This window comes from Paeniroseomonas aquatica, from assembly GCF_030409335.1.
Lineage (GTDB): Bacteria > Pseudomonadota > Alphaproteobacteria > Acetobacterales > Acetobacteraceae > Belnapia > Belnapia aquatica.
Genome location: NZ_JAUFPN010000205.1, coordinates 1 through 22,974, shown reverse-complemented (window position 1 = coordinate 22,974; position 22,974 = coordinate 1). Strand labels below are relative to the sequence as shown.

Annotated in this window: 21 protein-coding genes and 1 tRNA gene; 10 read left to right on the top strand and 12 right to left on the bottom strand. The window is 73.4% G+C overall.

Annotation, left to right across the window (positions count from 1 at the left end; genetic code table 11):
• The first annotated feature begins 1 nt into the window (after window position 1).
• The 3 genes from QWZ14_RS27955 to QWZ14_RS27945 are packed head-to-tail and all read left to right on the top strand — an operon-like array spanning window position 2 to window position 3,770.
• Complete coding sequence (locus QWZ14_RS27955) at window positions 2-424, top strand: Zn-ribbon domain-containing OB-fold protein (RefSeq protein WP_290320335.1); 423 nt, start codon at window positions 2-4, stop codon at window positions 422-424.
• Window positions 421-2,991: a CaiB/BaiF CoA transferase family protein gene (locus QWZ14_RS27950; RefSeq protein WP_290320334.1), complete on the top strand. Its 2,571-nt coding sequence runs from the start codon at window positions 421-423 to the stop codon at window positions 2,989-2,991. The genes QWZ14_RS27955 and QWZ14_RS27950 overlap by 4 nt, the downstream gene beginning before the upstream one ends.
• Window positions 2,934-3,770, top strand: coding sequence for a metallophosphoesterase family protein (locus QWZ14_RS27945; protein WP_353959355.1), 837 nt, complete (start codon window positions 2,934-2,936; stop codon window positions 3,768-3,770). The genes QWZ14_RS27950 and QWZ14_RS27945 overlap by 58 nt, the downstream gene beginning before the upstream one ends.
• Here QWZ14_RS27945 and QWZ14_RS27940 read toward each other — a convergent pair whose 3' ends face one another.
• Both QWZ14_RS27940 and QWZ14_RS27935 read right to left on the bottom strand, forming a co-directional pair.
• A complete protein-coding gene (locus QWZ14_RS27940) occupies window positions 3,771-4,646 on the bottom strand; it encodes a TauD/TfdA dioxygenase family protein (protein WP_290320333.1) in 876 nt (291 codons plus the stop codon). It abuts the gene before it with no gap.
• Between the two features lie 65 nt (window positions 4,647-4,711).
• Window positions 4,712-5,749: an amidohydrolase family protein gene (locus tag QWZ14_RS27935; protein ID WP_290320332.1), complete on the bottom strand. Its 1,038-nt coding sequence runs from the start codon at window positions 5,747-5,749 to the stop codon at window positions 4,712-4,714.
• 260 nt (window positions 5,750-6,009) lie between these two features.
• Between QWZ14_RS27935 and QWZ14_RS27930 the strand changes: the two genes are divergently transcribed.
• Window positions 6,010-6,981: a Bug family tripartite tricarboxylate transporter substrate binding protein gene (locus QWZ14_RS27930; RefSeq protein ID WP_290320331.1), complete on the top strand. Its 972-nt coding sequence runs from the start codon at window positions 6,010-6,012 to the stop codon at window positions 6,979-6,981.
• Window positions 6,982-6,994: 13 nt separating this feature from the next.
• Here QWZ14_RS27930 and QWZ14_RS27925 read toward each other — a convergent pair whose 3' ends face one another.
• The 8 genes from QWZ14_RS27925 to QWZ14_RS27890 form a co-directional block, all read right to left on the bottom strand.
• On the bottom strand, window positions 6,995-7,516 hold the full coding sequence (locus tag QWZ14_RS27925; protein WP_290320330.1) for a DinB family protein: 522 nt from the start codon (window positions 7,514-7,516) through the stop codon (window positions 6,995-6,997).
• Window positions 7,517-7,522: 6 nt separating this feature from the next.
• On the bottom strand, window positions 7,523-8,512 hold the full coding sequence (locus tag QWZ14_RS27920) for a GNAT family N-acetyltransferase (protein WP_290320329.1): 990 nt from the start codon (window positions 8,510-8,512) through the stop codon (window positions 7,523-7,525).
• Window positions 8,509-9,711, bottom strand: a complete 1,203-nt coding sequence (locus QWZ14_RS27915) for a pyridoxal phosphate-dependent aminotransferase (protein WP_290320328.1) — start codon at window positions 9,709-9,711, stop codon at window positions 8,509-8,511. The genes QWZ14_RS27920 and QWZ14_RS27915 overlap by 4 nt, the downstream gene beginning before the upstream one ends.
• Window positions 9,712-9,716: 5 nt before the next feature.
• The gene (locus QWZ14_RS27910; protein WP_290320327.1) at window positions 9,717-10,919 is read right to left on the bottom strand and encodes a pyridoxal phosphate-dependent aminotransferase; all 1,203 of its coding nucleotides are present in this window, start codon (window positions 10,917-10,919) and stop codon (window positions 9,717-9,719) included.
• Window positions 10,920-10,982: 63 nt separating this feature from the next.
• The gene (locus tag QWZ14_RS27905; RefSeq protein WP_290320326.1) at window positions 10,983-11,795 is read right to left on the bottom strand and encodes an ABC transporter permease subunit; all 813 of its coding nucleotides are present in this window, start codon (window positions 11,793-11,795) and stop codon (window positions 10,983-10,985) included.
• Window positions 11,792-12,643: an ABC transporter permease gene (locus tag QWZ14_RS27900; RefSeq protein WP_290320325.1), complete on the bottom strand. Its 852-nt coding sequence runs from the start codon at window positions 12,641-12,643 to the stop codon at window positions 11,792-11,794. The genes QWZ14_RS27905 and QWZ14_RS27900 overlap by 4 nt, the downstream gene beginning before the upstream one ends.
• Window positions 12,643-13,689: an ABC transporter ATP-binding protein gene (locus QWZ14_RS27895; protein WP_290320324.1), complete on the bottom strand. Its 1,047-nt coding sequence runs from the start codon at window positions 13,687-13,689 to the stop codon at window positions 12,643-12,645. The genes QWZ14_RS27900 and QWZ14_RS27895 overlap by 1 nt, the downstream gene beginning before the upstream one ends.
• Window positions 13,690-13,691: 2 nt before the next feature.
• Entirely contained in the window at window positions 13,692-14,789 is a 1,098-nt protein-coding gene (locus tag QWZ14_RS27890; RefSeq protein WP_290320323.1) for an extracellular solute-binding protein, read from the bottom strand.
• Between the two features lie 255 nt (window positions 14,790-15,044).
• Between QWZ14_RS27890 and QWZ14_RS27885 the strand changes: the two genes are divergently transcribed.
• The 4 genes from QWZ14_RS27885 (at window position 15,045) to QWZ14_RS27870 (ending at window position 19,298) form a co-directional block, all read left to right on the top strand.
• Window positions 15,045-15,647: a hypothetical protein gene (locus tag QWZ14_RS27885; RefSeq protein WP_290320322.1), complete on the top strand. Its 603-nt coding sequence runs from the start codon at window positions 15,045-15,047 to the stop codon at window positions 15,645-15,647.
• A gap of 121 nt (window positions 15,648-15,768) precedes the next feature.
• On the top strand, window positions 15,769-18,525 hold the full coding sequence (locus QWZ14_RS27880; protein ID WP_290320321.1) for a glycosyl hydrolase family 28-related protein: 2,757 nt from the start codon (window positions 15,769-15,771) through the stop codon (window positions 18,523-18,525).
• 43 nt (window positions 18,526-18,568) lie between these two features.
• The gene (locus QWZ14_RS27875) at window positions 18,569-18,871 is read left to right on the top strand and encodes a hypothetical protein (RefSeq protein WP_290320320.1); all 303 of its coding nucleotides are present in this window, start codon (window positions 18,569-18,571) and stop codon (window positions 18,869-18,871) included.
• A 52-nt stretch (window positions 18,872-18,923) separates the two neighbouring features.
• A complete protein-coding gene (locus QWZ14_RS27870; protein WP_290320319.1) occupies window positions 18,924-19,298 on the top strand; it encodes a phage tail fiber protein in 375 nt (124 codons plus the stop codon).
• A gap of 53 nt (window positions 19,299-19,351) precedes the next feature.
• Here QWZ14_RS27870 and QWZ14_RS27865 read toward each other — a convergent pair.
• Together QWZ14_RS27865 and QWZ14_RS27860 are read right to left on the bottom strand one after the other, a co-directional pair.
• Window positions 19,352-19,426 (bottom strand) — tRNA-Thr (locus QWZ14_RS27865).
• A 114-nt stretch (window positions 19,427-19,540) separates the two neighbouring features.
• Window positions 19,541-19,969: a PaaI family thioesterase gene (locus QWZ14_RS27860; protein WP_290320318.1), complete on the bottom strand. Its 429-nt coding sequence runs from the start codon at window positions 19,967-19,969 to the stop codon at window positions 19,541-19,543.
• 276 nt (window positions 19,970-20,245) lie between these two features.
• Between QWZ14_RS27860 and QWZ14_RS27855 the strand changes: the two genes are divergently transcribed.
• Window positions 20,246-21,589, top strand: coding sequence for a glycosyltransferase (locus QWZ14_RS27855; protein WP_290320317.1), 1,344 nt, complete (start codon window positions 20,246-20,248; stop codon window positions 21,587-21,589).
• The coding region (locus QWZ14_RS27850) for a beta-ketoacyl [acyl carrier protein] synthase domain-containing protein (RefSeq protein ID WP_290320316.1) at window positions 21,586-22,974 on the top strand (1,389 nt) is incomplete at its 3' end. The genes QWZ14_RS27855 and QWZ14_RS27850, both read left to right, overlap by 4 nt.

The following is a 22,974-nucleotide window of genomic DNA, read 5'->3' as shown; positions in this document are numbered from 1 at the left end:
GATGCACGATACCCCTCCCGCCAAGCCGCGGCCGATGATCGACGCGACCAACCGCGGTTTCTGGGATGCCGCGCGGGCCGGCACGCTGACGGTGCAGCGCTGCGACGACTGCGGCCACAGCCACTACCCGGGCTCGCCGGTCTGCCCGAACTGCCTCTCCTCCCGGCAGAGCTGGGCGCCGGTGTCGGGCCGCGGCGAGCTGCTGTCCTGGGTGCGCTTCCACCGCGCCTATTGGGACGGCTTCCGCGAGGAGGTGCCCTACAACGTCATCCTCGTCGGGCTTGAGGAAGGCCCGATGATGATCAGCAACCTGCTGGGCGCCGAGCCGGAATCGCTGCAGGTCGGCGAGGCGCTGGAAGTGGTCTTCGAGGCGGTCGACGACACGCTCACCTTGCCGAAATTCCGCCCCGCCGGCGCTGCGTGACCGCGCCCCTCCCCGGGCAGCTGCCCGCCGATGCGCCCGGCCTCCTCAGCGGGATGCGGGTGGTGGAGATCGCGGACGAGACGGCGGAATACTGCGGGCTGATGCTGGCCGGCCTCGGCGCCGAGGTGGTGAAGCTGGAGCCGCCGGAGGGTGCAGCGACGCGGCGGATCGGGCCCTTCCTCGACGACGTCGCGGGGCCGGAGCGGTCGCTGCATTTCTGGGCCTACAACCGGGGCAAGCGCTCGGCCGCCCTGGCGCTGGAGAGCGCGGAGGGCGAGGCGCTGCTGGCGCGGGCCGACATCCTGCTGACCTCGCGGCGCGACCTCGATGTCGCGGCGCTGCGGGCACGGCATCCGCGGCTGGTAGTCGCCCGGATGACGCCCTTCGGCGATACCGGGCCGTGGCGGGACTTCAAGGGCAGCGACCTGGTGCATCTCGCCCTCGGCGGGATCATGATGAACTGCGGCTACGATCCGGATCCGGCGAAGCGCTACGACCTGCCGCCGATCGCGCCGCAGCTCTGGCAGGCCTATCACATCGCCGGGGAGCAGCTGATGGTCGGCATCCTCGCCGCGCTGCTGCACCGGCTGCACACCGGCGAAGGCCAGGACCTCTCCTGCGCGGTGCATGAGGCCGTCTCGAAGAACCCCGAGCTGGACGTGATGTCCTGGGTGATGCGGCGCGCCCCGCTGTTCCGCATGACCTGCCGCCATGCCGGGGAGACGCCGACGCATGTGCCGAGCATCGGCCATACCAAGGACGGCCGCTGGTGCATCGCGACAGGGGTCTCGGTGCGGGACCAGGCCAACCTGGTCCCCTTCCTCGCGCGCTACGGCATGCAGGCCGACCTGCAGGCACCGGGCGACGGCGCCGATACCCGCGCCCGCAACGTCCCCGGCTCCGGCACCGCCGGCGAGGCGGCGGCGCATATCACCGAGGTGGTCCAGCGCTTCATCCGCGCCCATACCTGGGAGACCCTGCCCTGGCGGGAGGCGCAGGGGGCCGGGCTGCTCTGGGCGCCGCTGCGCAAGCCGCACGAGAATGCCGGCGACCCGCACTGGCAGGCGCGTGGGACCTTCGCCGAGGTGGAGCATCCGGAGCTGGACCGCCGCTTCACCTATCCGGTGAGCCGCTGGCTGAGCACCGAGACCCGCTGGCAGGCCGGGCGGCGGGCGCCGCTGCTGGGCGAGGATACGGCGGCGGTGCTGGCCGAGATCAAGGCACCCTCCCCCGCCACGGCCCTGCCTGCGCGGCCGCGGGCCGCGGCGCCTACGCGGCTTTCGGCGCATGGCAAGGCCTTCCCCCTGCAGGGGGTGCGGATCTTCGACTTCTCCTGGTTCCTCGCCTCGGCCGGCGGCACCCGGCTGGCGGCGGCGCTCGGCGCCGACGTCATCAAGGTGGAGTGGAAGGAGAACCCGGACACCCGCCTCGCCGCCATGGCACCGGTCGGTGGGCGGGAGGCCCGGCGGGCCGCGACGGCGCCGCTGCCGCCGGTGACCGACCCCGACATGGGCGGGCAGTTCAACAACAAGAATGCCGGGAAGTCCGGCCTCTCGCTGAACATCCGCCATCCCAAGGGCCTCGAGATCGCCCGGCGGCTGATCGCCCAGTCCGACGTGGTGGCCGAGGGCTTCTCCCCCGGCGTGCTGGCCCGCCTGGGCCTCGGGTATGAGGCGCTCCGCGCGATCAGGCCGGATATCATCTATGTCCAGCAATCCGGGATGGGCGGCGTCGGCAGCTACGGGCGGTTCCGCACCATCGGCCCGGTGGCGGCGGCCTTCGCCGGGACCTCGGAGATGTCCGGCCTGCCGGAGCCGGCGATGCCGGCGGGCTGGGGCTATTCCTTCCTCGACTGGATGGGCGCCTATGGCTTCTCCATGGCGATCCTCGGGGCGCTGCTGCACCGCGACCGGACCGGACGCGGCCAGTGGATCGACGGCTCCCAGTGCGAGTCCGGCATCTTCCTCGGCGCGGTGCCGGTGCTGGATCATTCGGCCAATGGCAGCATCTGGCAGCGCATCGGCAACCGCTCGCCCTACAAGCCGGCGGCGCCGCACGGGGCCTTCCGCTGCATGGGCGAGGATCGCTGGCTGGCGATCGCCTGCTTCACCGACGGGGAGTGGCGGGCGCTGGCCGCGGTCGCGGGCCAGCCGGGCTGGCTGGCCGACCCGCGCTTCGCCACGCTTGAGGCACGGCTGGCGCATCAGCCGGCGCTGGAGGCCGCCGTCACCGCCTGGACCGTGACGCAGCGGGCGCCGGCCGCCATGCTGGCCCTGCAGGCGGCGGGCGTGGCCGCGGGCGTCTGCCAGGATGCCGAGGACCGCTGCGAGCATGACCCGCAGCTGGCGGCGCTCGACTGGCTGACCGAGATCGAGGGCACCCGGATCGGCCGGTGGCCGGTGACCGAGCTTCCCGCGGTGAAGCTCTCGACGACGCCCGGCCATGCCGGCGGCATCACCCGCCGCGGCGCTCCCGGCTATGGCGAGGACAATGAGCGGCTGCTCGGCGAATTGCTGGGCTATTCCGGCGCCGAGATCGCGGCGCTGGCGGCGGAGGGCGTGATCTGACCGGCTTCGCGCATGAGGGCATCGTCTTCGTCGGCGACATCCACCGGCGCTGGGACCATGTGGCGCGCGGCCTGGCGGCCCTCGCCCGGCCGCCGGAGGCGGTGGTGCTGCTCGGCGACATGGAATGCACCGAGCCGCTGGACCGGCTGGCGGCGCCGATCCTCCAGACCGGCGCCGAATTGCACTGGATTTTCGGCAACCACGACTACGACGGCGGGCCGGAGATGTGGGCCAACCTCGCCGAGCCAGCGCTGAACCCGGCCACGACAGCCGGGGCGCTGCACGGCCGGGTGCGGGAGATCGCGGGCGTGCGGATCGCCGGCCTCGGCGGCACCTTCCGGCCGCGGGTCTGGCACCCGCCCAACCCGCCGCGCATCCGCCGCCGGGCGGATCTGGCCGCCGACCTCGCCACGCTGGGTCCGGGCTGGAGCGCCGAATCCACCGCGGCGCTGGCGCATTCCCTCTCGGTCATGGCGATCTGGCCGGAGGATGTCGAGGCGCTCGCCGGCCAGCGGGCGGACGTGCTGGTGACCCATGAGGCGCCGACCTCGCACCCCAGCGGCGTCGCCGTGCTTGAGGACCTGGCACGCGCCATGGGCGCCCGGCTGGTGGTGCATGGCCACCACCATATCGGCTACCGGGCGGAGGCGGCGGATGGCCTTCGCGTGCTCGGCGTCGGCGCCGCCTGGGGCGTGTCGCTGGCCGGCTCCCCGCGCTGGCCGGGGGAGCCGGAGCGCTGGCTCGGCCGCGCCCCGGCGGGCTGGAGCTTCAGCCCCTGATCAGAAGGGCACGTCGCCGCAGATGGTGACGCGGTGCATGATGCGCGTCTCGGCCGGGTAGTCGTTGATGGCGTAGTGCTGGGTGCAGCGGTTGTCCCAGAAGGCGACGGAGCCGCTGGCCCAGCGGAAGCGGCAGGTGAATTCCGGCCGGGTCGAATGCGCCATCAGGAAGTCGATCAGCGGCTTCGCCTCGGCCTCCGTCATGTCCTCGAGGCCGTGCACATGGCCGCCGATGAACAGCGCCTTGCGGCCGGTCTCGGGATGGGTGCGGATCAGCGGATGCAGGGTCGTGGTCTGCACCTTGCCGGGGTCCTTGGCCTTCATCGAGACGCTGTTGCTGCCGTGGAATTGCTGCCGCGTCTGGCCGCCCTGGCTGGCGAGGCGGTCGCCGCGGCTGATCGCCTTCAGCGGGTCCAGCATCGCCCGCATGCCGGGGCTCAGTGCCTCGTAGGCGAGGTACTGGTTGGTGAAGAGGGTATCGCCGCCGGCCGAGGGGACTTCCTTGGCGTAGAGCATGGTGCCCATGGCCGGGCGCTCGGTGAACATCTGGTCGGAATGCCAGTCGCCGCCGAAGTTCTTCTTGTCGGCCGGCGTCTTCTTGATCTCCAGCACTTCGGGGAAATCCGCCATGCCCTGCATGAAGGGGTGCAGGTGGATGTCGCCCCAGCGGCGGGCGAAGGCGAGCTGCCGGGCCGGCGTCAGCGCCTGGCCGCGGAAGAAGATCACCAGATTGTCGAGCAGGGCCTGGCGGATCTCGGCCAGCACCTCGTCGTCGAGCTCCTCGGACAGGTCGGGGCCGGAGACCTCGGCGCCGAGCGAGCCGGCGATGCGGTGGACCTCGATGTGCCGGAATGGCCGGTTGCGCAAAGCGTTCATCAGTCCCCTCCCGTGCCGGTCCGGGGAGCATGCGCCCCGGCGGCGCCCGCGGTAAAGCCGCTTGCCTAGAGGCGATAGACCCGCTCGGCGGTGTCGCTGAACAGCGCCTGCTTTTCCGCCGCCGAGGCGCCTTGCGCCAGCCGCTTGAAGGCGTTCCAGATCTCGCCGTAGCCGATGCCCATCTTCTCCACCGGAAAGTTGCTCTCGAACAGGCAGCGCCCGGCGCCGAACAACTCGATGCAGGTGGTGATATAGGCGTCCCAATGCGCGGCCAGCTCGGCCGAGGTCGGTGGCCGCTCGAGCGCGCCGTAGTCGTAGGCGGCGAGGCGCATCAACATCCCGCCGAGCTTCACCACCACGTTGGGGCAGCGCGCCAGCTCGGCCATGCCGGACCTCCACTGCGCGAAGACCGCGTCCCGCCGCCCGGCATAGGGGCCGTAGCCGAGCGGGCCGCCGCAATGGCCGAGGATGAATTGCGTCGCCGGGCAGGCACGGACGAGGTCGATCGCCTCGGCGTGCTGGGTGTGGAAGACCCAGAGGTCGAAGGCGAGGTCGCGCTTGGTCAGCTCGGCCAGCCCGGCGCGGAATTCCGGCCGCAGCAGCAGGCCTGGCGCGTGGTGGCCGTTGCCGATGACGGGGTCGGCGTCCCAGGCGGCGGAGTGGCGCACGCCGCGGAAGCGGCCGCCGCCGGCGCGGATATGCGCATCCAGCACCGGCCCCACGCCGGCGCCCAGGGTGAGGTCGGCGAAGCCCACGATGCCGGCGGCGATGCGGGTCGGGCCATAGCCGCCGCTGTCGCTCATCGCGGCGATGCCGGCGACGAATTCGGTCTCCCCAACCGGGCGCAGTGCTTCCGGCCCGGTAGCGCGGTGCATGGCGTGGCACTGGACGAAGACGGTGGCGGCGATGCGATGGCCGGTGCCGAGGTCGGCGCGGAATTCCTCCAGCAGGTAGCGCTGGTCCGGCCGGTCCCAGAGGTGGTGGTGGGCGTCGATGATCGGCAGGTCCGGCTCCAACGCCGGCTCCGGCGGGCGCTGCGCCAGCCAGGCGGGGTTGGGCGGGAAGATCCGGCCGTAGCGGGTGGGCTGGGCGAGGTTGCGCATGGCGATGGCTCCTTGTCGCACGGCATCGCCCCGGCCGGGCGGCATTCCGGGCGGCGTGCCCCGGGGTTCCCGGCCGAAAGGCTAGCGCCCCGGCGGGGAATGTCGAGTGCGCCGGGCCGAAGGGCATGGGTGCCGCGGTCCCGCGCGCGGGTGCCGGTGCCGCCGTTGACGGCATCGCGCCAAGCCGGGAAGCTCAGGCTAGGAGCGCCGTGGCGGTGCCCGGCACCGCCCGCGGCACGACGGCCAGTGAGGACACGAGCATGCCCAGGATCCCGCGCCGCAGCCTGCTTGCCGCCGCCGCGCTGACGGCGCCCCTCGCCGCATGGGCGGAGGCCTGGCCGGCCCGGCCGATCACCCTCGTCGTGCCGAACCCGCCCGGCGGCGGCACCGACTTCGCGGCACGGCTCTACCAGGACACGCTGAGCCGGCTGCTGGGCGTGGCGGTGGTCATCGACAACAAGCCGGGCGCCAACGGCAACATCGCCATCCAGGCGGTCACCCGGGCGGCACCGGATGGCTATACCCTTCTGCTGCAATACTCCGGCTACCACGCCGGCAATCCGGCGATGATGCCGAACCTGCCCTGGGACCCGAACCGGGACCTGGTCGCGGTCGGCATGGCGGATGTGGCGCCGCACGGCATCTTCGTCGCGCCCGGCCTGCCGGTGACCACATTGGCCGATTTCATCGCCTATGCCAGGGCGCGGCCGGGCCGGCTGAACTACAGCTCCTCCGGCAACGGCTCGATCCAGCATATCGCCGGGGTGCTGTTCAGCCAGGCGATCGGCGTGCCGATGGTGCATGTGCCCTACCGGGGCGCGGCGCCGGCGCTGCAGGACGTCGCCGGGGACCGGGTGGAGATGCTGATCACCACGCCCTCCTCGGCGATCGGGCTGGCGCAGGCGGGCAAGGTGAAGGCGCTCGCCATCGCCAGCGCCGCCCGCATCCCGGCGCTGCCGCAGGTGCCGACCACCGCCGAGGCGGGGATGCCGGGCTTCACGGTGGATGCCTGGTTCGCGGTATTCGCCCCCGCCGGGACCCCGACCGGGATCGTCCAGCGCCTCAACCAGGCGCTGCGCGAGGCGGCGGCGACGCCCGAGGTGCAGCGCCGGGCGGAGGAGGGCGGCGTCCTGCTGCGGCCGCTGAGCGCGGCCGAGATGGATGCCCTGGCGCGGCGGGAGGTCGAGGTGCTCGGCCGCACCATCCGCGAGGCCGGCATCACCATGGAGTAGCGACGGCCCGGCCTCAGCCGATGCCGAGCGCCTTGAGATCCACGATCCAGGGCAGGTCGGTATCGGCCGGGCGGATGCCGGCCTGGGTGATCAGCGCATGCGCCTGGCCGCGGTGGTGGGTCTGGTGGTTGAAGACATGGGTCAGGGTGACGGCGCGGGGCGAGGTCATCTCCGTCCCCGAGGCGCCGCTGAACCAGACCAGCGTGCCGGCCAGCCACTCCGGCGTCAGCCCGGCGGCCCAGGCCTCGATCCGCGCATCCAGCGCGGTGCGGGCGGCGCGCATCTCGTCCCAATCCGCGATGAGGGCGGGGCTGCCCTTGATGCCGGGCGGCGGCGGGTCCCAGCCGGCGAAGCGGCTCATCCATTGCCGGTCGCCCCAGACCAGGTGGCAGAGGGTGCCATGGATGGAGCCGAACCAGGCGCCGCGGTCCTGGCGCCGGGCCGCATCCGGCAGCTCCGCCGCGGCGGCATAGAGCCGGCGGTTCATCTCGGCATTGTAGGCCGCCATCATGCGGCACCAGGCGGGGGAGATCATGGCCGGTCAGACCCGCTTCCAGAAGAAGACGGCATCCTGCTCGGTGCCGGCGGCGTCCAGGGCGAAGCCCGGGATGCGCCCGGCCTCCTGCCAGCCGAGGCTGCGGTAGAGCGGCTCCGCCACGTCGCCCGCCCTTGTGTCCAGCACCAGCAGCGGCCGGCGGAGCCGCTGGGCGGCCTGCTCGGCGCGCCGCAGCAGGGCGCGGGCGACGCCGCGGCGGCGGGCGGCGGGGTCGACCAGCAGCATGGCAAGTGCTGCCCGGTGCGGCTGGTTCTGCGGCATGTCGAGGTCGAGCTGCACGGTGCCGACCAGCGCCCCCTCCAGCCAGGCGCCCAGCAGCACCCGGCGGCTGCCGGCGACATCCGCGGCGGCCTTGCGCCAGACGCCGCGCGCCACCTCCGGCGCCAGCGGCCTGAGGTAGGAAACGCTGGCCCCGACCGCGACGCAAGCGATGAGGATCTCGCTCAGCCGACGTTCCGCGCTGGCGGCGGCGGCGGCATCGAGGGCCTCCACCACCAGCCCGGCGGCCGGCTTGGCGTAGCGGAACTCGAGGGATTTCGAGAGGTCGTCGAGGATGCGGATGGCGCCCTGGCGGACGTAGCCGCGCTTCTCGTAGAAGCGGTGCGCGGCATCGAAGCGGGTATCGGTCCAGAGCACCAGGCGGCGGGCGCCGGCGGCGCGGGCATGGGCCTCGGCGGTCTCGATCAGCCGGTGCGCCAGCCCGGTTCCGCGCTGGTCGCGGGCGACGTACATCTTGCAGATCTCGTAGGCGTCGTCGCTGCGCAGCGGCCGGGTGGCGACCATGCCGACCAGCGCGCCCCCGGCCTCGGCGGCCCAGAGGGCGCCGCCGGCATTCCCGAAGTAGCTGGCCAGCGCCCGCAGCTCCGGCACCTCGCCGTCCACGTCGAGGATGCAGCCGGGGAATTCCGCCCAGCAGTCGCCTATCAGCCGGATGAAGCCGGCGGCATCGGCGTCCCGGCCCGGGCGGATGGTCACGCCAGCTCCCGGCAGAACTCCTGGATGCGGCCGCAGGCCTCGGTCAGGCTGGCGGTATCGGTCGCGTAGGAGATGCGCATGTAGGGCGACATGCCATAGGCGGTGCCCTGGACGCAGGCGACGCGCTTCTCCTCCAGCAGGGCCTGGACGAAGTCGGTGTCGGTCTCGATCCGCCGTCCGCCCTTGCTGGTCTTGCCGAGGCAGCCCGCAAGGTTGGGGAAGACGTAGAAAGCGCCTTCCGGCTTGTGGCAGGTGATGCCGGGGGCGGCGTTCAGCATCTCGACCACCATGTCGCGGCGCTGGCGGTAGGATTCGGCATTCGCCTTGACGAACTCCTGCGGCCCGTCGAGCGCGGCCGCGGCGGCGGCCTGGCTGATGGTGGAGACGCCGGCGGTCGCCTGGCCCTGCATGTTGAACATGCCCTTGATCAGCTCGGCCGGGCCGCCGCCGAAGCCGACGCGCCAGCCGGTCATCGCATAGGTCTTGGAGCAGCCGTTGACCGTCAGGGTGCGCGGCTTCAGGGCGGGCTCGACCTCGGCGATGGTGCTGAATTCGAAGCCGTCGTAGAGCAGGTGCTCGTACATGTCGTCGGTCATCACCCAGACATGCGGGTGGCGCAGCAGCACCTCGGCGATGGCGCGCATCTCGGCCCGGGTCGGCACCGCGCCGGTGGGATTGCCGGGGAAGTTCAGCAGCACCCACTTCGTCTTCGGGGTGATCGCCGCCTCGATGTCCTCGGGGCGCGGCTTGAAGCCGTTGTTCTGCGGGCAGGGCACGGTGACGGGAACGCCGCCGGCGACCTTCGCCATGTCGGCGTAGCTGATCCAGAAGGGGGACGGGATCACCACCTCGTCGCCCGGATCGAGCGTCGCCATGAAGGCGTTGAAGATGACCTGCTTGCCGCCGTTGCCGACGATGATCTCGTCCGGCCCGTAGTCGAGGCCGTTGTCGCGCTTGAACTTGCGGGCGATGGCGGCCTTCAGCGCCGGCGTGCCGCCCTGCGGCGGGTATTTGGTATCGCCGGCGAGTGCGGCCTTGTGGGCGGCCTCGATGGCATGCGGCGGCGAGGCGAAGTCGGGCTCGCCGTTCGAGAGGCTGATGACCGCGATGCCCTCGGCGCGCAGCGCCCGGGCCCGTTGGGTCATGGCGGCTGAGGCGGAGACCTTCACCTCCGCCAGGCGCTGGGCGAGTGCGGGCATGGCGGCTACTTCAGGCCCGAGCAGAAGCGGCGGATGCGGACGCAGGCTTCCTTCAGCACGTCGTCGCTGGTGGCGTAGCTGATGCGGAAATGCCCGGGGTACATGAAGGCGGTGCCATGGACGCAGGCGACGCCCTCCTCCTCGAGCAGCGCGGCGCAGAAGCTGTCGTCGTCGGTGATCGCGCGGCCGCCGGCCGAGGTCTTGCCGATGCAGCCCTGCATGGACGGGAAGACGTAGAAGGCGCCCTCCGGCTTGTGGCAATAGAGGCCAGGGGCCTGGTTCAGTTCCTCGACCATCATGTCGCGGCGCTTCTTGTAGGCGGCGCGCATCACGTCGATGGTGTCCTGCGGGCCGGTCAGCGCCTCGACCGCGGCGGCCTGGCTGACGCTGCTGGTGTTCGAGGTCGACTGGCTCTGCAGCTTGTCCATCTGCTTGATGAGATGCGACGGCGCCGCGGCGTAGCCGATCCGCCAGCCGGTCATGGCATAGGCCTTGGAGCAGCCGTTCATGGTCACGGTGCGGTCGCGCAGCCGCGGCTCGACCTCGAGGATGGTGGCCGGCTTGAAGCCGTCGTAGGAGAGCTTCTCGTAGATGTCGTCGGTGAAGACCCAGACATCCGGGTGGCGCAGCAGCACGTCGGTGAGCTGCTTCAGCTCCTCCGCGCTGTAGGCGGCGCCGGTCGGGTTGCAGGGGTTGTTCAGCAGGAACCACTTGGTCTTGGGCGTGATCGCCGCCTCAAGCTGCTCCGGACGCAGCTTGAAGCCCGAGTTCTGGTCGCAGGCGACGATGACCGGCTTGCCCTCGGCAAGTTCCACGATGTCGGGGTAGCTGACCCAGCAGGGGGCCGGGATGATGGCCTCGTCGCCCGGGTTGATGGTCGCCAGCAGGGCGTCGAAGATCACCTGCTTGCCGCCGGTCGAGACGATGATCTCCTCCGGCTTGAAGTCGAGGCCGTGGTCCAGCTTGAAGCGGTCGCAGATCGCCTGGCGCAGCTTCGGCGTGCCGGAGACGTCGGTGTACTTGGTCTCGCCGCGCTCGATGGCGGCGATGGCCGCATCCTTGACGTTGCGGGGGGTGTCGAAATCCGGCTCGCCGGAGGACAGCCCGATGATATCGCGCCCCGCGGCCTTCAGCGCCCGGGCCTTGCTGGTCATCGCGATGGTCAGCGAGGCGGAGATGCGGTCGAGGCGGTCTGCGGTGAGCTTCATGGGGATGGGGTGACCCTGCGGTACTGCGGAGGGTCGGGAAACTAGACCCCGCCCCCCGCGGCTTCAACCCGCGCCATTCGCCCCCCGGCTCGAAATCCGGGCGAAAATCAACCCGGCCACCCCGGTGGCCAGCCCGGCGGCGGCCAGGATGAGGGTCGCCAGGGCATTCACCTCCGGCGTCAGGCCGACCTTGAGGGCGGAAAACACCAGCATCGGCAGGGTGGTGCCGGCCGGGCCGGAGACGAAGCTGGCCACCACCACGTCGTCCAGCGACAGGGTGAAGGCCAGCAGCCAGCCGGCGGCGAGGCTCGGCGCGATCAGCGGCAGGGTGATGGTGCGGAAGACGGTGAAGGGACCGGCGCCGAGGTCGGCGGCGGCCTCCTCCAGCCCGCGGTCGAGGCCGGCGAGCCGGGACTGGACCACCACCGCGACATAGGCGAGGCCGACCGTCGCATGCGCCAGCAGGATGGTGGCGGCACCCCTCCCCAGCCGCCAGCCGAACCAGCGCTCCGCCGCACCCTGCGCCACCACGAAGAGCAGCAGCAGCGACAGCCCGGTCACCACCTCCGGCAGCACCAGCGGGGCGCCGGCCAGCGCCCCGAACAGGGCCCGGCCGCGGAAGACGCCGAACCGCGCCAGCGCCCAGCCGGCGAGGCCACCGAGCAGCATGGCCAGGGTGGCGCTGCCGGCGGCGATGCGGAGCGAGAGCCAGGCCGCCTCCCGCATCCGCTCGTCGGCGGCGAGCGCCGCGAACCAGCGCAGCGAGAAGCCGCCCCACTGGAAGGGGATGCGCCCGGCGCTGAAGGCGTAGCCGACCAGCAGCAGGATCGGCGCCCAGAGGAAGCCGAGGCCGAGCGCCAGGCCGAGGCGACTCATGGCCGCCGGTCCAGCCGCTGGAACAGCCGGATCGGCAGCAGCAGCAGCGCCAGCAGCGCCACCGCCAGCGCGGCGGCCAGCGGCCAGTCGCGGTTCTGGAAGAACTCCCCCCAGAGCACCCGGCCGATGAGCTGCGCCTCGGGCGGGCCGAGCAGCTCGGGGATGACGAATTCCCCCGCGGCCGGGATGAAGACCAGCAGGAAGCCGGCCGCCGCCGCCGGCAGGGACAGCGGCAGGGTGATGCTGCGGAAGACCACCCAACGGCCGGCGCCGAGGTCGGCGGCGGCCTCCTCGAGGCCGAGGTCCCGCCGCAGCAGGGCGGCCGCCAGCGGCAGCACCGCGAAGGGCAGGTAGGCATGGACCATGCCGAGGAACATCGCCGCATCGGTGAACAGCAGCCGCAGCGGCGCCATGCCGAAGGCCGCCAGCACCCCGTTCACCCAGCCGCCGTCGCGCAGGATGCCGATCCAGGCGCCGACCCGCGGCAGGAAGCCGGTCCAGAAGGGCAGCAGCACCAGAAGCAGCAGCGGCAGCCGCCAGGCCGGGCGGGCGGCGGCAATGCCCAGCGCCATCGGATAGGCCAGCAGCAGGCAGAGCGCGGCGGTGACCCCGGCGACGCCGACCGAGCGCAGCAGGGCCTCGGCGTAGTAGGGGTCGGCGACCAGGGCCCGCAGGCTGTCGAGGCTGCCGGCCCAGACCGGGCCGCCGTCCCAGGCCAGCGGCGGCAGGAAGGGCGGCACGCCGGGCCCGGCCTCGGCCAGGGCGACGACGAGCAGGATCGCCACCGGCGCGGCGACCAGCAGCAGCAGCCAGGCGTAGGGCGGCAGCAGCAGGGCGAGGCGGCGCATCATCCGGCCAACGGGACCAGGGCGGCGGCGTCCCAGCCCAGGGTCACGGCGCTGCCGGGCGGCGGCGGCGCGGCCGCGGCCGGCAGCGCGACCCGCAGCTCGGTGCCGTCGGCCAGCGCGACGAGCGCGATCCAGCCGTCGCCGCGATAGGCCAGCTCGCGCAGCGTGCCGGCGACGGCATTGACCGCCGGCGGCGGCCCGGCCAGCAGGCGGATGCGCTCCGGCCGCAGCGCCAGGGCGAGGGCGCCGCCGGGCGCGAGGCCGTGGTCCAGCGCCAGCCGGCCGCCGGCCGCCTCGACCGCGCCATCGGCGGCGACCCGCCCCTCCAGCACATTGGCGGCGCCGAGGAAGCGGGCGACGAAGCGGCTGGCAGGCCGCTCGTACAGCTCGGCCGGCGGGCCGCACTGGGCGACCCGGCCGCGGTCGAGCACCGCGACCCGGTCGGCCAGCGCCAGCGCCTCGGCCTGGTCATGCGTCACCAGGATGAAGCCGGCGCCGGTGGCGCGCTGCAGGGCGCGCAGCTCGAAGCCGGTGCGCTCGCGCAGCCCGGCGTCGAGCGCGCCCAGCGGCTCGTCCAGCAGCAGCAGCGGCGGCCGCTTCACCAGGGCGCGGACCAGCGCCACCCGCTGCCGCTGACCGCCCGAGAGCTGGTGCGGCCGGCGCGCCGCCAGCGCCTCCAGCCCGACCATCGCCAGCGCCTCCGCGACGCGGCGGGCGATCTCCGCCCGCGGCCGCGCCTCGCGCCGCAGCCCGTAGGCGACGTTGTCGAAGACGCTGAGGTGGGGGAACAGCGCGTAGTTCTGGAACATCATGCCGAGCGGCCGGGCCGGCGGCGGCAGGCCGGCGAGGTCGCGGCCCTGCAGCAGGATGCGCCCCGAATCCGGCGCCTCGAAGCCCGCGACCAGCCGCAGCAGGGTGGACTTGCCCGAGCCGGAGCCGCCGAGCAGGGCGAGGAACTCGCCGGGCCGCACCTCCAGGTCCAGCCCGTCGAGCGCCAGCGTCGGGCCGAAGCGCTTGCTGAGGCCCTCGACCCGGAGCAGCGCCAAGCTCAGCGCCCCGCCCGGAAGCGGCTCCAGAGCCGGTTGCGCAGGCGCTCGGCGGCGGCCGGCGGCGTGCCGGGGACGAAGGCCTCGGCCAGGGCGGCGGGGGCGGGATGGACGCTCGGGTCGTCGCGCACCGCCGGGACGATCAGCGGCCGGCTCGCGGGCACCGCATTGGGGTAGCGGACATGGCTGCTGACGGCGGCGATCACCTCGGGCCGCAGCAGGAAGTCGATGAAGGCATGCGCCGCCTCGGGGTTGGGCGCATCGGCCGGGACCGCCAGCATGTCGAAGAACAGGTGCGGCCCGGCCCGCGGCGGCACATAGGCGAGCTCCACCCCCCTGCCCGCCTCCCGCGCCCGGGCCGCCGCCTGGATGACGTCGCCGCTGTAGGCCAGGGCGACGCAGACCTCCCCGGTCGCCAGCATGTCCAGCAGCGCGCCGGAGCCGGGGATGGCGCGGAGATGCGGGCGGATGGCGAGCAGCGCCGCCTCGGCCGCGCGCAGGTCGGCGGCATCGGCGCTGTCGGGGCTGCGGCCGAGCCAGCGGAGGACCGAGGGCAGCACATCCGTCGCGCTGTCCATCACCGCCAGGCCGCAGCCCGCCAGCTTCGCGGCATTCTCCGGCTTCAGCAGCAGGTCGAGGCTGCCGGTATCGAGCTCCGGCGCGATCGCCCGGACCCTGTCCAGCCGCAGGCCCAGACCGACCGTGCCCCAGAGGTAGATGGCGCCATGGGCGTTGCCGGGATCGATCGCGGCGACGCGGGCCAGCAGTGCCGGGTCGAGGTTGCGCCAGTTCGGGATGCGGGCGCGGTCGAGCGGCCGCAGCGCGCCGGCGCGGACCAGCCGGGCGAAGGTCGGCTCGCTGGTCGGGACGATCACGTCGTAGCCGCTGCGGCCGGCGGAGAGCTTGCCCTCGAGCGTCTCGAGGCTGTCGTAGACGTCGTAGCGGATGCGGATGCCCGTCTCCTGCTGGAAGCGCTGAACCACATGGGGGTCGATGTAGTCGGTCCAGTTGTAGACGTTCAGCACCGGCTGGGCCGCCGCGGGCTGCGGCGCCAGGGCGGCGAGCAGCGAAGCCATCAGGGCGAGGATTGGGCGGCGCATCGGGCTCCCGCAAGGTTCGAGGCGGCATCGGAGAGGCGGCAGACTAGGCCGAATGCCGGGCGGGCGAAATCGCCGCCGGAGCTTGGCTTCTAGGAACATTGTCCTTGACATATTCGCAACGATCCGCTACCTCCAGCGGGCCGACGGCAGAGTTGCGCCCGGCGTTCCCCCTCCCCGCACACACCGCATCCGCCCGGCACCGGCCCGTTCCGCGGGTCCGTGCCGCTGCGCGGGCGCCTGCCGACGGAGACCCCCGTGCCCTTCAGCCCGGCCAATCTCGCAGCCCTGATCCAGGGCAATACCTTCACCCTCTGGCAATACCGCACCACCGACACCCGCGCGGCGGTCAGTGCCGGCGGGTATTTCGCCGCCGTCGCCGGCAGCCTGAAGCCCGGCGACCTGATGGTGCTGCAAGCCGCCGACGCCGTGGCCCTGGTGCCCATCCGCAGCGGCCCGGCGCTCGGCACCGGCGTGACGCTGGACGGCGCGGTCGGCCCGCTCAACACCGTGCGCGCCGCGGCGCAGGGCTTCTCGCTCGGCCAGGCGGCGGCGGCGGTGGTGCGCACCATCATCCTCGCCCCCTTCGCCGCCGGGATCGTCACCGGCACCATCATCCCGGTCTCGGCGAGCATCGCCGGGCCGGTCAGCCAGGTGGTGTTCAGCCTGCGGGACGGCAGCGGCGCGGTGGTGCCGCCGGTGCAGGTGGTGACGGTGGTCGCCGGCGCCGCCGCCGCCAGCTTCGCGGCGCCGCCGGTCGGCACCGGCTACCGCATCCGGGTCGAGGATGCGGCCGACCCGGCGCTGGGCGTGGTCTCGCGCAGCTTCAACGTCGGCGCCGACCTCAGGCTGCTGCTGTAGGAAGACGATACCCGCCTGCTCAACGAAGCCGGCGGCGTGCTGAAGCAGTAGCGCGCCCTGCCGCGCCCGACGTCCCCATCACCCCTCGCAGGCCTTGCCTGCCCAGCCGGACCGGAGCCTCATGCCCGACGCAAGGATCAGCGAGCTGCCCCTCGCCACCACCCTGGGCGATAGCGACATCGCCCCGCTGGTACAGGCCAGCGGCGCCACCACCGAAACCCGCCGGGCGACGCTGGCGCAGCTGCGCGGCGCGGTGCTGGCCGACCGCGGCGCGCATGTGCGCGACTACGGCGCCAAGGGCGACGGCAGCACCGACGATGCCCCCGCCATCCAGGCGGCGATCGACGACCTCAAGACCAAGGGCGGCGGCACGCTGTTCTTCGGGCCCCGGGTCTATCGCATCGGCTCCGCCGTGGTGCTGAACGGCGCCACCGTCCGGCTGCAGGGCGCCGGCTTCACCGAGGGCTCCGGTCCCGGCCAGGGCACCTGGCTGCGCATCACCACCACCGGCTTCACCCCCTTCACCTTCACCGGGGCGAACAGCCGGGGCGCCGGCGTCTGCGACATCGCGGTGCAGCAGACCCATGCCGCGGCGCCGACCAGCGGCTGGGCGCCGACCGGCTACGACTATGTTTTCCGGGTCGAGGACTGCTTCGGCGGCATCGACTTCGACAACGTCTTCCTGGCCAACGTCAACAAGGGGATCTACTGCCGCAACTCCGGCCGGCTGGACATCCGCCGGCTGCGCGGCCAGGTCTTCGCCACCGGCGTCGAGATCGACGAGTGCCTCGACGTCCCGCGGATCCACAGCCTGCACTTCTGGACCTTCTGGACCTCGGCCGCGCACGTCATCGCCTGGCAGCAGGCCAATGGCGACGCCATGATCTTCCGCCGCTGCGACGGGGTCTTCATCGACCAAGCCTTCGCCCTCGGCTACCGCAGCCTGGCCCGCTTCGGCAGCTCGGCCACCGGGGTGACGACGAAATTCTACATCGGCCAAGCCTATGCGGATTTCGTCAAATACGGGGTCTGGGTCGAGGCCAGCGGCACCGACGGGCAGATCGCCAGCTTCACCTCGCAGAACGAGGTCTTCGCCGGCAACGGCGCGCCGCTGCCCGGGTCGAGCGCCATCCAGGTCGACGGCTCGAACACCCGGATGCAGGTGGGCAACCTGCGCATCGACGCGGTCGAGGACAACCCGGTGCGGGTGAACGGCGCCGGCAACCGCCTCGACATCTTCGCCCTGCGCTGCCTGCGCTACAACACCCGCGGCAACGGCGCCGCCGCCCTCCACCTCGCCGACAGCGGCGCCGGCACGCCGAATGCCGTCTACCTCGGCTCGCCGGCCCTGCTGGAGCCGGGCAGCGGCGGCGTGCTGGTGAACGACGGGACCAATGCGATCCTGGCCTCCGGCACCCCGCCCGGCCGGGCCGCCAGCCCCGGACTCGCGCTCGGCAGCACCGATACCGGCCTGTTCCTCGCGGCGACCGGCAGCCTGGCCGGGGCGGCCGGCGGCACCGAGGTGCTGCGGGCGACCGCGAGCGGCGGCCTCACCCTGGGCGCGGCCCCCGGCGGCCATGCGCTGGAGGTGGCGACCCCGGTCGGGACGGTGAACCGGCTGCTGCTCAGCGGCGGCGCGACCGGGACCCCGTTGGCCATCCAGGCCCAGGGCGCCGATGCCAGCATCGGCATCACCCTGGCGCCGAAGGGCAGCGGGCTGGTGCGGGCGGTGACGCCGCCGGGCAGCGACAACTCCACCGCGGTGGCGACCACCGCCTACGTGCGGGCGCAGAACTACCTCGTCGCCGCGGCGACCGCGAGCCTGGCCGACGGCACCAGCGCGGCGCCCGGGCTGGGCTTCGCCGGCAATGCCGGCACCGGCCTGTCCCGCCCCGCGGCGGGCGGGCTCTCCGCCTCGGTGAACGGGCTCGAGGTGGTGCGGCTCGCCGCGGTGGCCGGCGCGGTGAACCGCCTCGGGCTCTACGGCAGCGGCGCCGGCGCCGGCGTCGCGGTGCTGGCGGAGGGCGCCGACAGCAGCATCGGCCTGGCGCTCGGCCCCAAGGGCAATGGCGCGATCGCCGCCGCCGTGGCGGACGGCACGGCGACCGGCGGCAATGCCCGCGGCAGCAATGCCGTCGACTGGCAGACCAACCGTGCGACCGCGACCCAGGTGGCGAGTGGGACCAATGCGGTCCTCGGCGGCGGCCAGAACAACACCGCCATCGGCGCCCAGGCGACCGTCGCCGGGGGGTCCTCCAACAGCGCCGCGGCCTCCTTCGCCGCCATCGCCGGCGGCAATGCCAACATCGCCGATGGCTCGCGCGGCTGGATCCCGGGCGGGGCCAGTGCCAGCCTGCGCGGCGGCTTCGGCCGGGGCGCCTGGGCCTCCGGGATGTTCGCCGCCGGCGGCGATGCCCAGGCCGGCGAATTCGTGCTCCGGCGGCAGACGACCGATGCCGCGGCCACCCGGCTCACCGCCGACGGCGGCGCCCCGAGCGGTGGCACCAACAGCGTCAACCTGCCGAACAACGGCAGCTACCGGGTCAAGCTGATGGTGCTGGCGCGGCAGACCGGCGGCGGCGCCGGCACCGCCGGGGACAGCGCCACCTGGGAGGCCGACCTGCTGGTGCGCCGCGGGGCGAACGCGGCCGCGACCGCCTTCGTCGGCGGCCGCACCACGACCGCGGCGATGAGCCCGGCCGCCGTCACCGCGGGGACCGCCTTCGGGCCGGGGATGAGCGACGCCGGCGCCGCCGGCTGGCGGCTCACCCTCGACGTCGACACCGCCAGCGGCTGCCTCGCGGTCAGCGGCACCGGCGAGGCCGGCAAGTCCATCAACTGGGTGGCCCGCATCCTGTCCGTCGAGGCCGTGGGCTGACGCCCGGCCATCCCGCCCAAGCCTGCATCCCAAGGAGCTTCCCATGGCCTTCCTGAAGCCGATCGAGATCCGCAACACCGGCCTGGTCACGGCCTACTGGCGGCTGACCCACAGCCAGACCGACTACGAGGCCGGCATCGTCGAATTCCGGCTCTGCGGCTATCCCGACCAGGACGCCCGGGCGGCGGGGAAGACGCCGCTGCCCTGCATCGCGTTCCGGCTGTCGCCCGAGGCGCTGGCGATCCCGTCGCTGCACGAGGTGACGACGCCGACGCTCTATGCTGCCGCCCGGTGCCAGCCGGCGACCGACGGCATCGTCTGGTTCCGCGACGCCGTCGATTGCTGAGCCGGCGCCATCCGCCGCAGCCGCCCCGTCCCCGCAGCAGAAGGAGTCTCCCATGACCGATCTGACCGATTACGCGAAGAACCTGCTCGGCCGCGCCCTCTGCGCCCGGCTGCCGGCCCTGCCGAGCCAGGTCTACCTCGGCCTCGGCACCGGCGGCAGCGATCCGACCGGGCTGACCGGCGAGCCCACCGGCACCGGCTATGCCCGGCAGCGGGTGACCTTCACCGGCACCGGAGCGCAGCAGAACACCGACGCGATCCGCTTCACCTTCACCGCCGCGGCGGGCACGCTGACCCATGTCGGCCTGTTCGACGCCGCGAGCGGCGGCAACCCGCTGACCTGGTCGCCGCTGGCCAGCGCCGCGGCGGTCTCCGGGGCCGGCACGGTGACGATCAACGCGGCCGGGCTGATGCTGACGCCGAACTGACGGCGACAGGCGGCGGGCAGGCTTCGGGTCGGGGTGTGCCATGCACGGCGGGATGGTGCTGCCAGAGAGGATTGAACTCTCGACCTCTCCCTTACCAAGGGAGTGCTCTACCACTGAGCTACGGCAGCGTACCGGCCTGCGGGCCGGCGCTTCCTAGCTTTCCCGCGAGGCGAACGCAACCCCGGACCAGGGATTTCCGCCATCGATCCGATCCGGCCGGGACGGCGCCCGGGGGGCCGGGCTCATCGCACCTCCCGCACCGCCGTCGTCAGGCGGGAGACGCAGGTCAGCGTGCCATCGCCGCGGCGCAGCTCGATCTGCCAGACCTGGATGCTGCGGCCGAGCTGCAGCGCCCGGCACTCCGCGGTCACCCGGTCGCCGTCCCGCACCGGTGCCAGGTGGCTGGCATTCACCTCCACCCCGACGCAGGTCCGTCCCTCGGCCACCGCCATGCTGCCGCAGAAGGAGCCCAGGGTCTCGGCCAGCACGACGCTCCCGCCGCCGTGCAGTATGCCGTGCGGCTGGATGTGCCGCCGGTCCACCGGCATCGCCGCCCGGGCGAAATCCGACCCGATCTCCACCAGCTCGATGCCGAGGAGGCCCGGCAGGGTCCCCTCCAGCCGGGCGGCGAATTCGGCCGGGGTCACTGGCCGCTGCCAGATGCTCGTCATACGCGTCCCTTCATTTTCCGGTCATGGGCTGGACCTAAGCCTTGCTGCACGGCCTGATCCAAGGGTTGTCAAACAGTTAAATCCGGACAACCGTCAGAGGCTCGCGAATGTGTTGACCGTGTCCTAGACCCTAGGCTACCCAACCCAGGCATGGTATCTCAGTTACGATATTGGAATGATTTGCCGCCGAAGTGTGCAGCGACTGCAGGGCCGGCCTGACGGTCAGCGGTCACGGCACCGGACGGAAAAGGGCAACTTATGGTGGGCGGAGCGGCATTGCACGTCATCCTCGATGTTTCCCGCCTGCTTTCCTGTGTCCACCGCAGGTCCCCCTCCGGCATCGACCGGGTCGAGATGGCCTATGCCAAGCGCTGGCTGCAGCAGCCCGCCGCGCAGTGCAGCTTCGTCGCGCAGACGCCCTGGGGGAGCTTCGCCAGCATCGCCCGCCAGCAGGCCGCCAGTCTGGTCCAGGCCCTGGACGAGGCCTGGACCTTCGGCCCCAGCCACGCGGCGCCCGGCCCGCTGGCCCCGCGCAACCGGGCGCGCCGCGTCGCGGTGGGCATCCTCGCCCAGCTCGCCCTCGGCCGCGGCCGCGCCGCGCTGCAGGCCACCCTCGCGGGCCAGCGCCGTGCCGTCTTCCTGCTGGTCTCCCACCGGTCGCTCGAGCATGAGGCGCCGATCGCGGCGCTCCGCCGGGCCGGCGCCCGATTCGTGCCGCTGATCCACGACCTGATCCCGCTCACCCACCCCGAGTATTCCCGGCCGCGCCAGATCGGCTGCCACGCCGCCCGGGTCGCCACCACCGCCACCCAGGCCGACGGCATCATCGTCAACTCCGCCGCCACCGCCGCCACGCTGCTGCCGCGGCTGGCGCTGCACGGGCGCCCGGTGCCGCCGCTGGTGATCGCCCCGCTCGGCATCGAATCGCCGCCCACCCCGGCACCGCCGCCCCCGGCCGGGCCCTATTTCGTCTGCCTCGGCACCATCGAGCCGCGCAAGAACCACCTGCTGCTGCTGCATGTCTGGCGGGACATGATCAGCCGTGCCGCCGCCGGGCCGGGCGCCCCGCCGCCGCCCCGCCTGCTCCTCATCGGCCGCCGCGGCTGGGAGAACGAGAACGTGGTCGACCTGCTGGAGCGCTGCGACATGCTGCGCGGCACCGTGCAGGAACTCGGCAGCCCGCCGGACCATCAGGTCGCCGCCCTGCTCGCCGGCGCCCGGGCGCTGCTCTACCCCAGCTTCGTCGAAGGCTACGGCCTGCCGGTCGCCGAGGCGCTGGCGCTCGGCGTGCCCGTGCTCTGCAGCGACGTCGCCCCGCTGCGCGAGGTCGGCGGCGCCGTGCCGGACTACCTCGACCCCCTGGACGGCCCGGTCTGGCGCCAGCGGATCGAGGCCTATGCCGCCGCCGGGTCGCCGGAACGCGCCGCCCAGCTCGAGCGCCTGCGCCACTGGACCGCGCCGCGCTGGAGCGACCACTTCGCCCAGGTGGATGCCCTGCTGCAGGCGGTGGTGGGTGCCCCCAGCGCCGCCCCTGCCCCCGCCCCCGCTCCTGCCCCGGCCGGTCCGCTCGCGGCCGCCCTGCCGCGCCCGGCGGCCGCAGCGGAGCCCAGCCTGGCATGACCCGCGGCGCCCCGCCGCGGCTGCGCCGCCGGCCGGACTGCGCGGTCGCCATCCTCGGCGCGGCCTGCCGGCTGGCCGGGGCGGCGGCGCTCGACGCCTTCTGGACCCTCCTCGCCGAAGGCCGGGATGCCGTCACCACCGTGCCGGCCGACCGCTTCTCCCAGGCCGCCTTCGCCCATCCCCGGCGCGGCGAGGCCGGCAAGACCTACAGCTTCGCCGCCGGCACCCTGGGCGACATCGCCGGCTTCGATGCCGCCGCCTTCGGCATCTCGCCGCGCGAGGCGGCCGAGATGGACCCGCAGCAGCGGCTGCTGCTCGAGGTCGCCGCCGAGGCGCTGGAGGATGCAGGCATCCCCGCCTCCCGGCTCGCCGGCAGCGGCACCGGCGTCTTCGTCGGCGCCTCGCTGACCGACTACGGCGACCTGCGCCAGGCCGACGCCGCCGGCGCCGACCGCTACTTCATGACCGGCAGCGCGCTGTCGATCCTGGCCAACCGCATCGGCAACGCCTTCGACCTGCAGGGCCCGGCGCAGACCATCGACACCGCCTGCTCCTCCGCCCTGGTCGCGCTGCACTGGGCCTGCGAGGCGCTGCGCGGCGGCCGGGTGCCGGCGGCGCTGGTCGGCGGCGTGAACCTGCTGCTCTCGCCCTTCCCCTTCATCGGCTTCGCCCGGGCCGGGATGCTCTCCCCCACCGGCCGCTGCCAGGCCTTCGCCGCCGGGGCGGATGGCTACGTCCGGGCCGAGGGCGCCGGGGTGGTGCTGCTCAAGCGCCTGGACGACGCCCTGGCCGACGGCGACGCGATCCGCGCCATCATCCTGGGCTCCGGCGTCAATGCCGCCGGCCGCACCCTCGGCCTGTCGCTGCCGAGCCAGCCCGCCCAGACGACGCTGCTCGAGCAGGTGCTGGCGGAGGCCCGGGTGGCGCCCGACCGCATCGGCTATTTCGAGGCCCATGGCACCGGCACCGCCATCGGCGACCCGCTGGAAGCCGGCGCCCTCGGTGCCGCCATCGGCCGGCGGCGGCGCGAGCCGCTGCCGATCGGCTCGGTCAAGACCAACATCGGCCATACCGAGCCGGCCTCCGGCATCGCCGGCCTGCTGAAGGCGATGCTGGTGCTGGAGAAGGGGCAGATCCCAGCCTCGCTGCATCACGCGACCCCCAATCCGGCGATCGACTTCGGCGAGCTCGGCCTCAGGGTGCCGGTGGCGCTCGAGCCGCTGCGGCGGCGGGCGCGGACGGTCACCGGGGTCAACAGCTTCGGCTTCGGCGGCACCAACGCCTGCGCCCTGCTGGCCGCCGCCCCGGCGCCCCAGGCCCTGGCCCGGCTCGGCCTGCCGGCGCTGGAGGCGGCGCTGCCGCCGCTGCTGCTCTCGGCCCGCAGC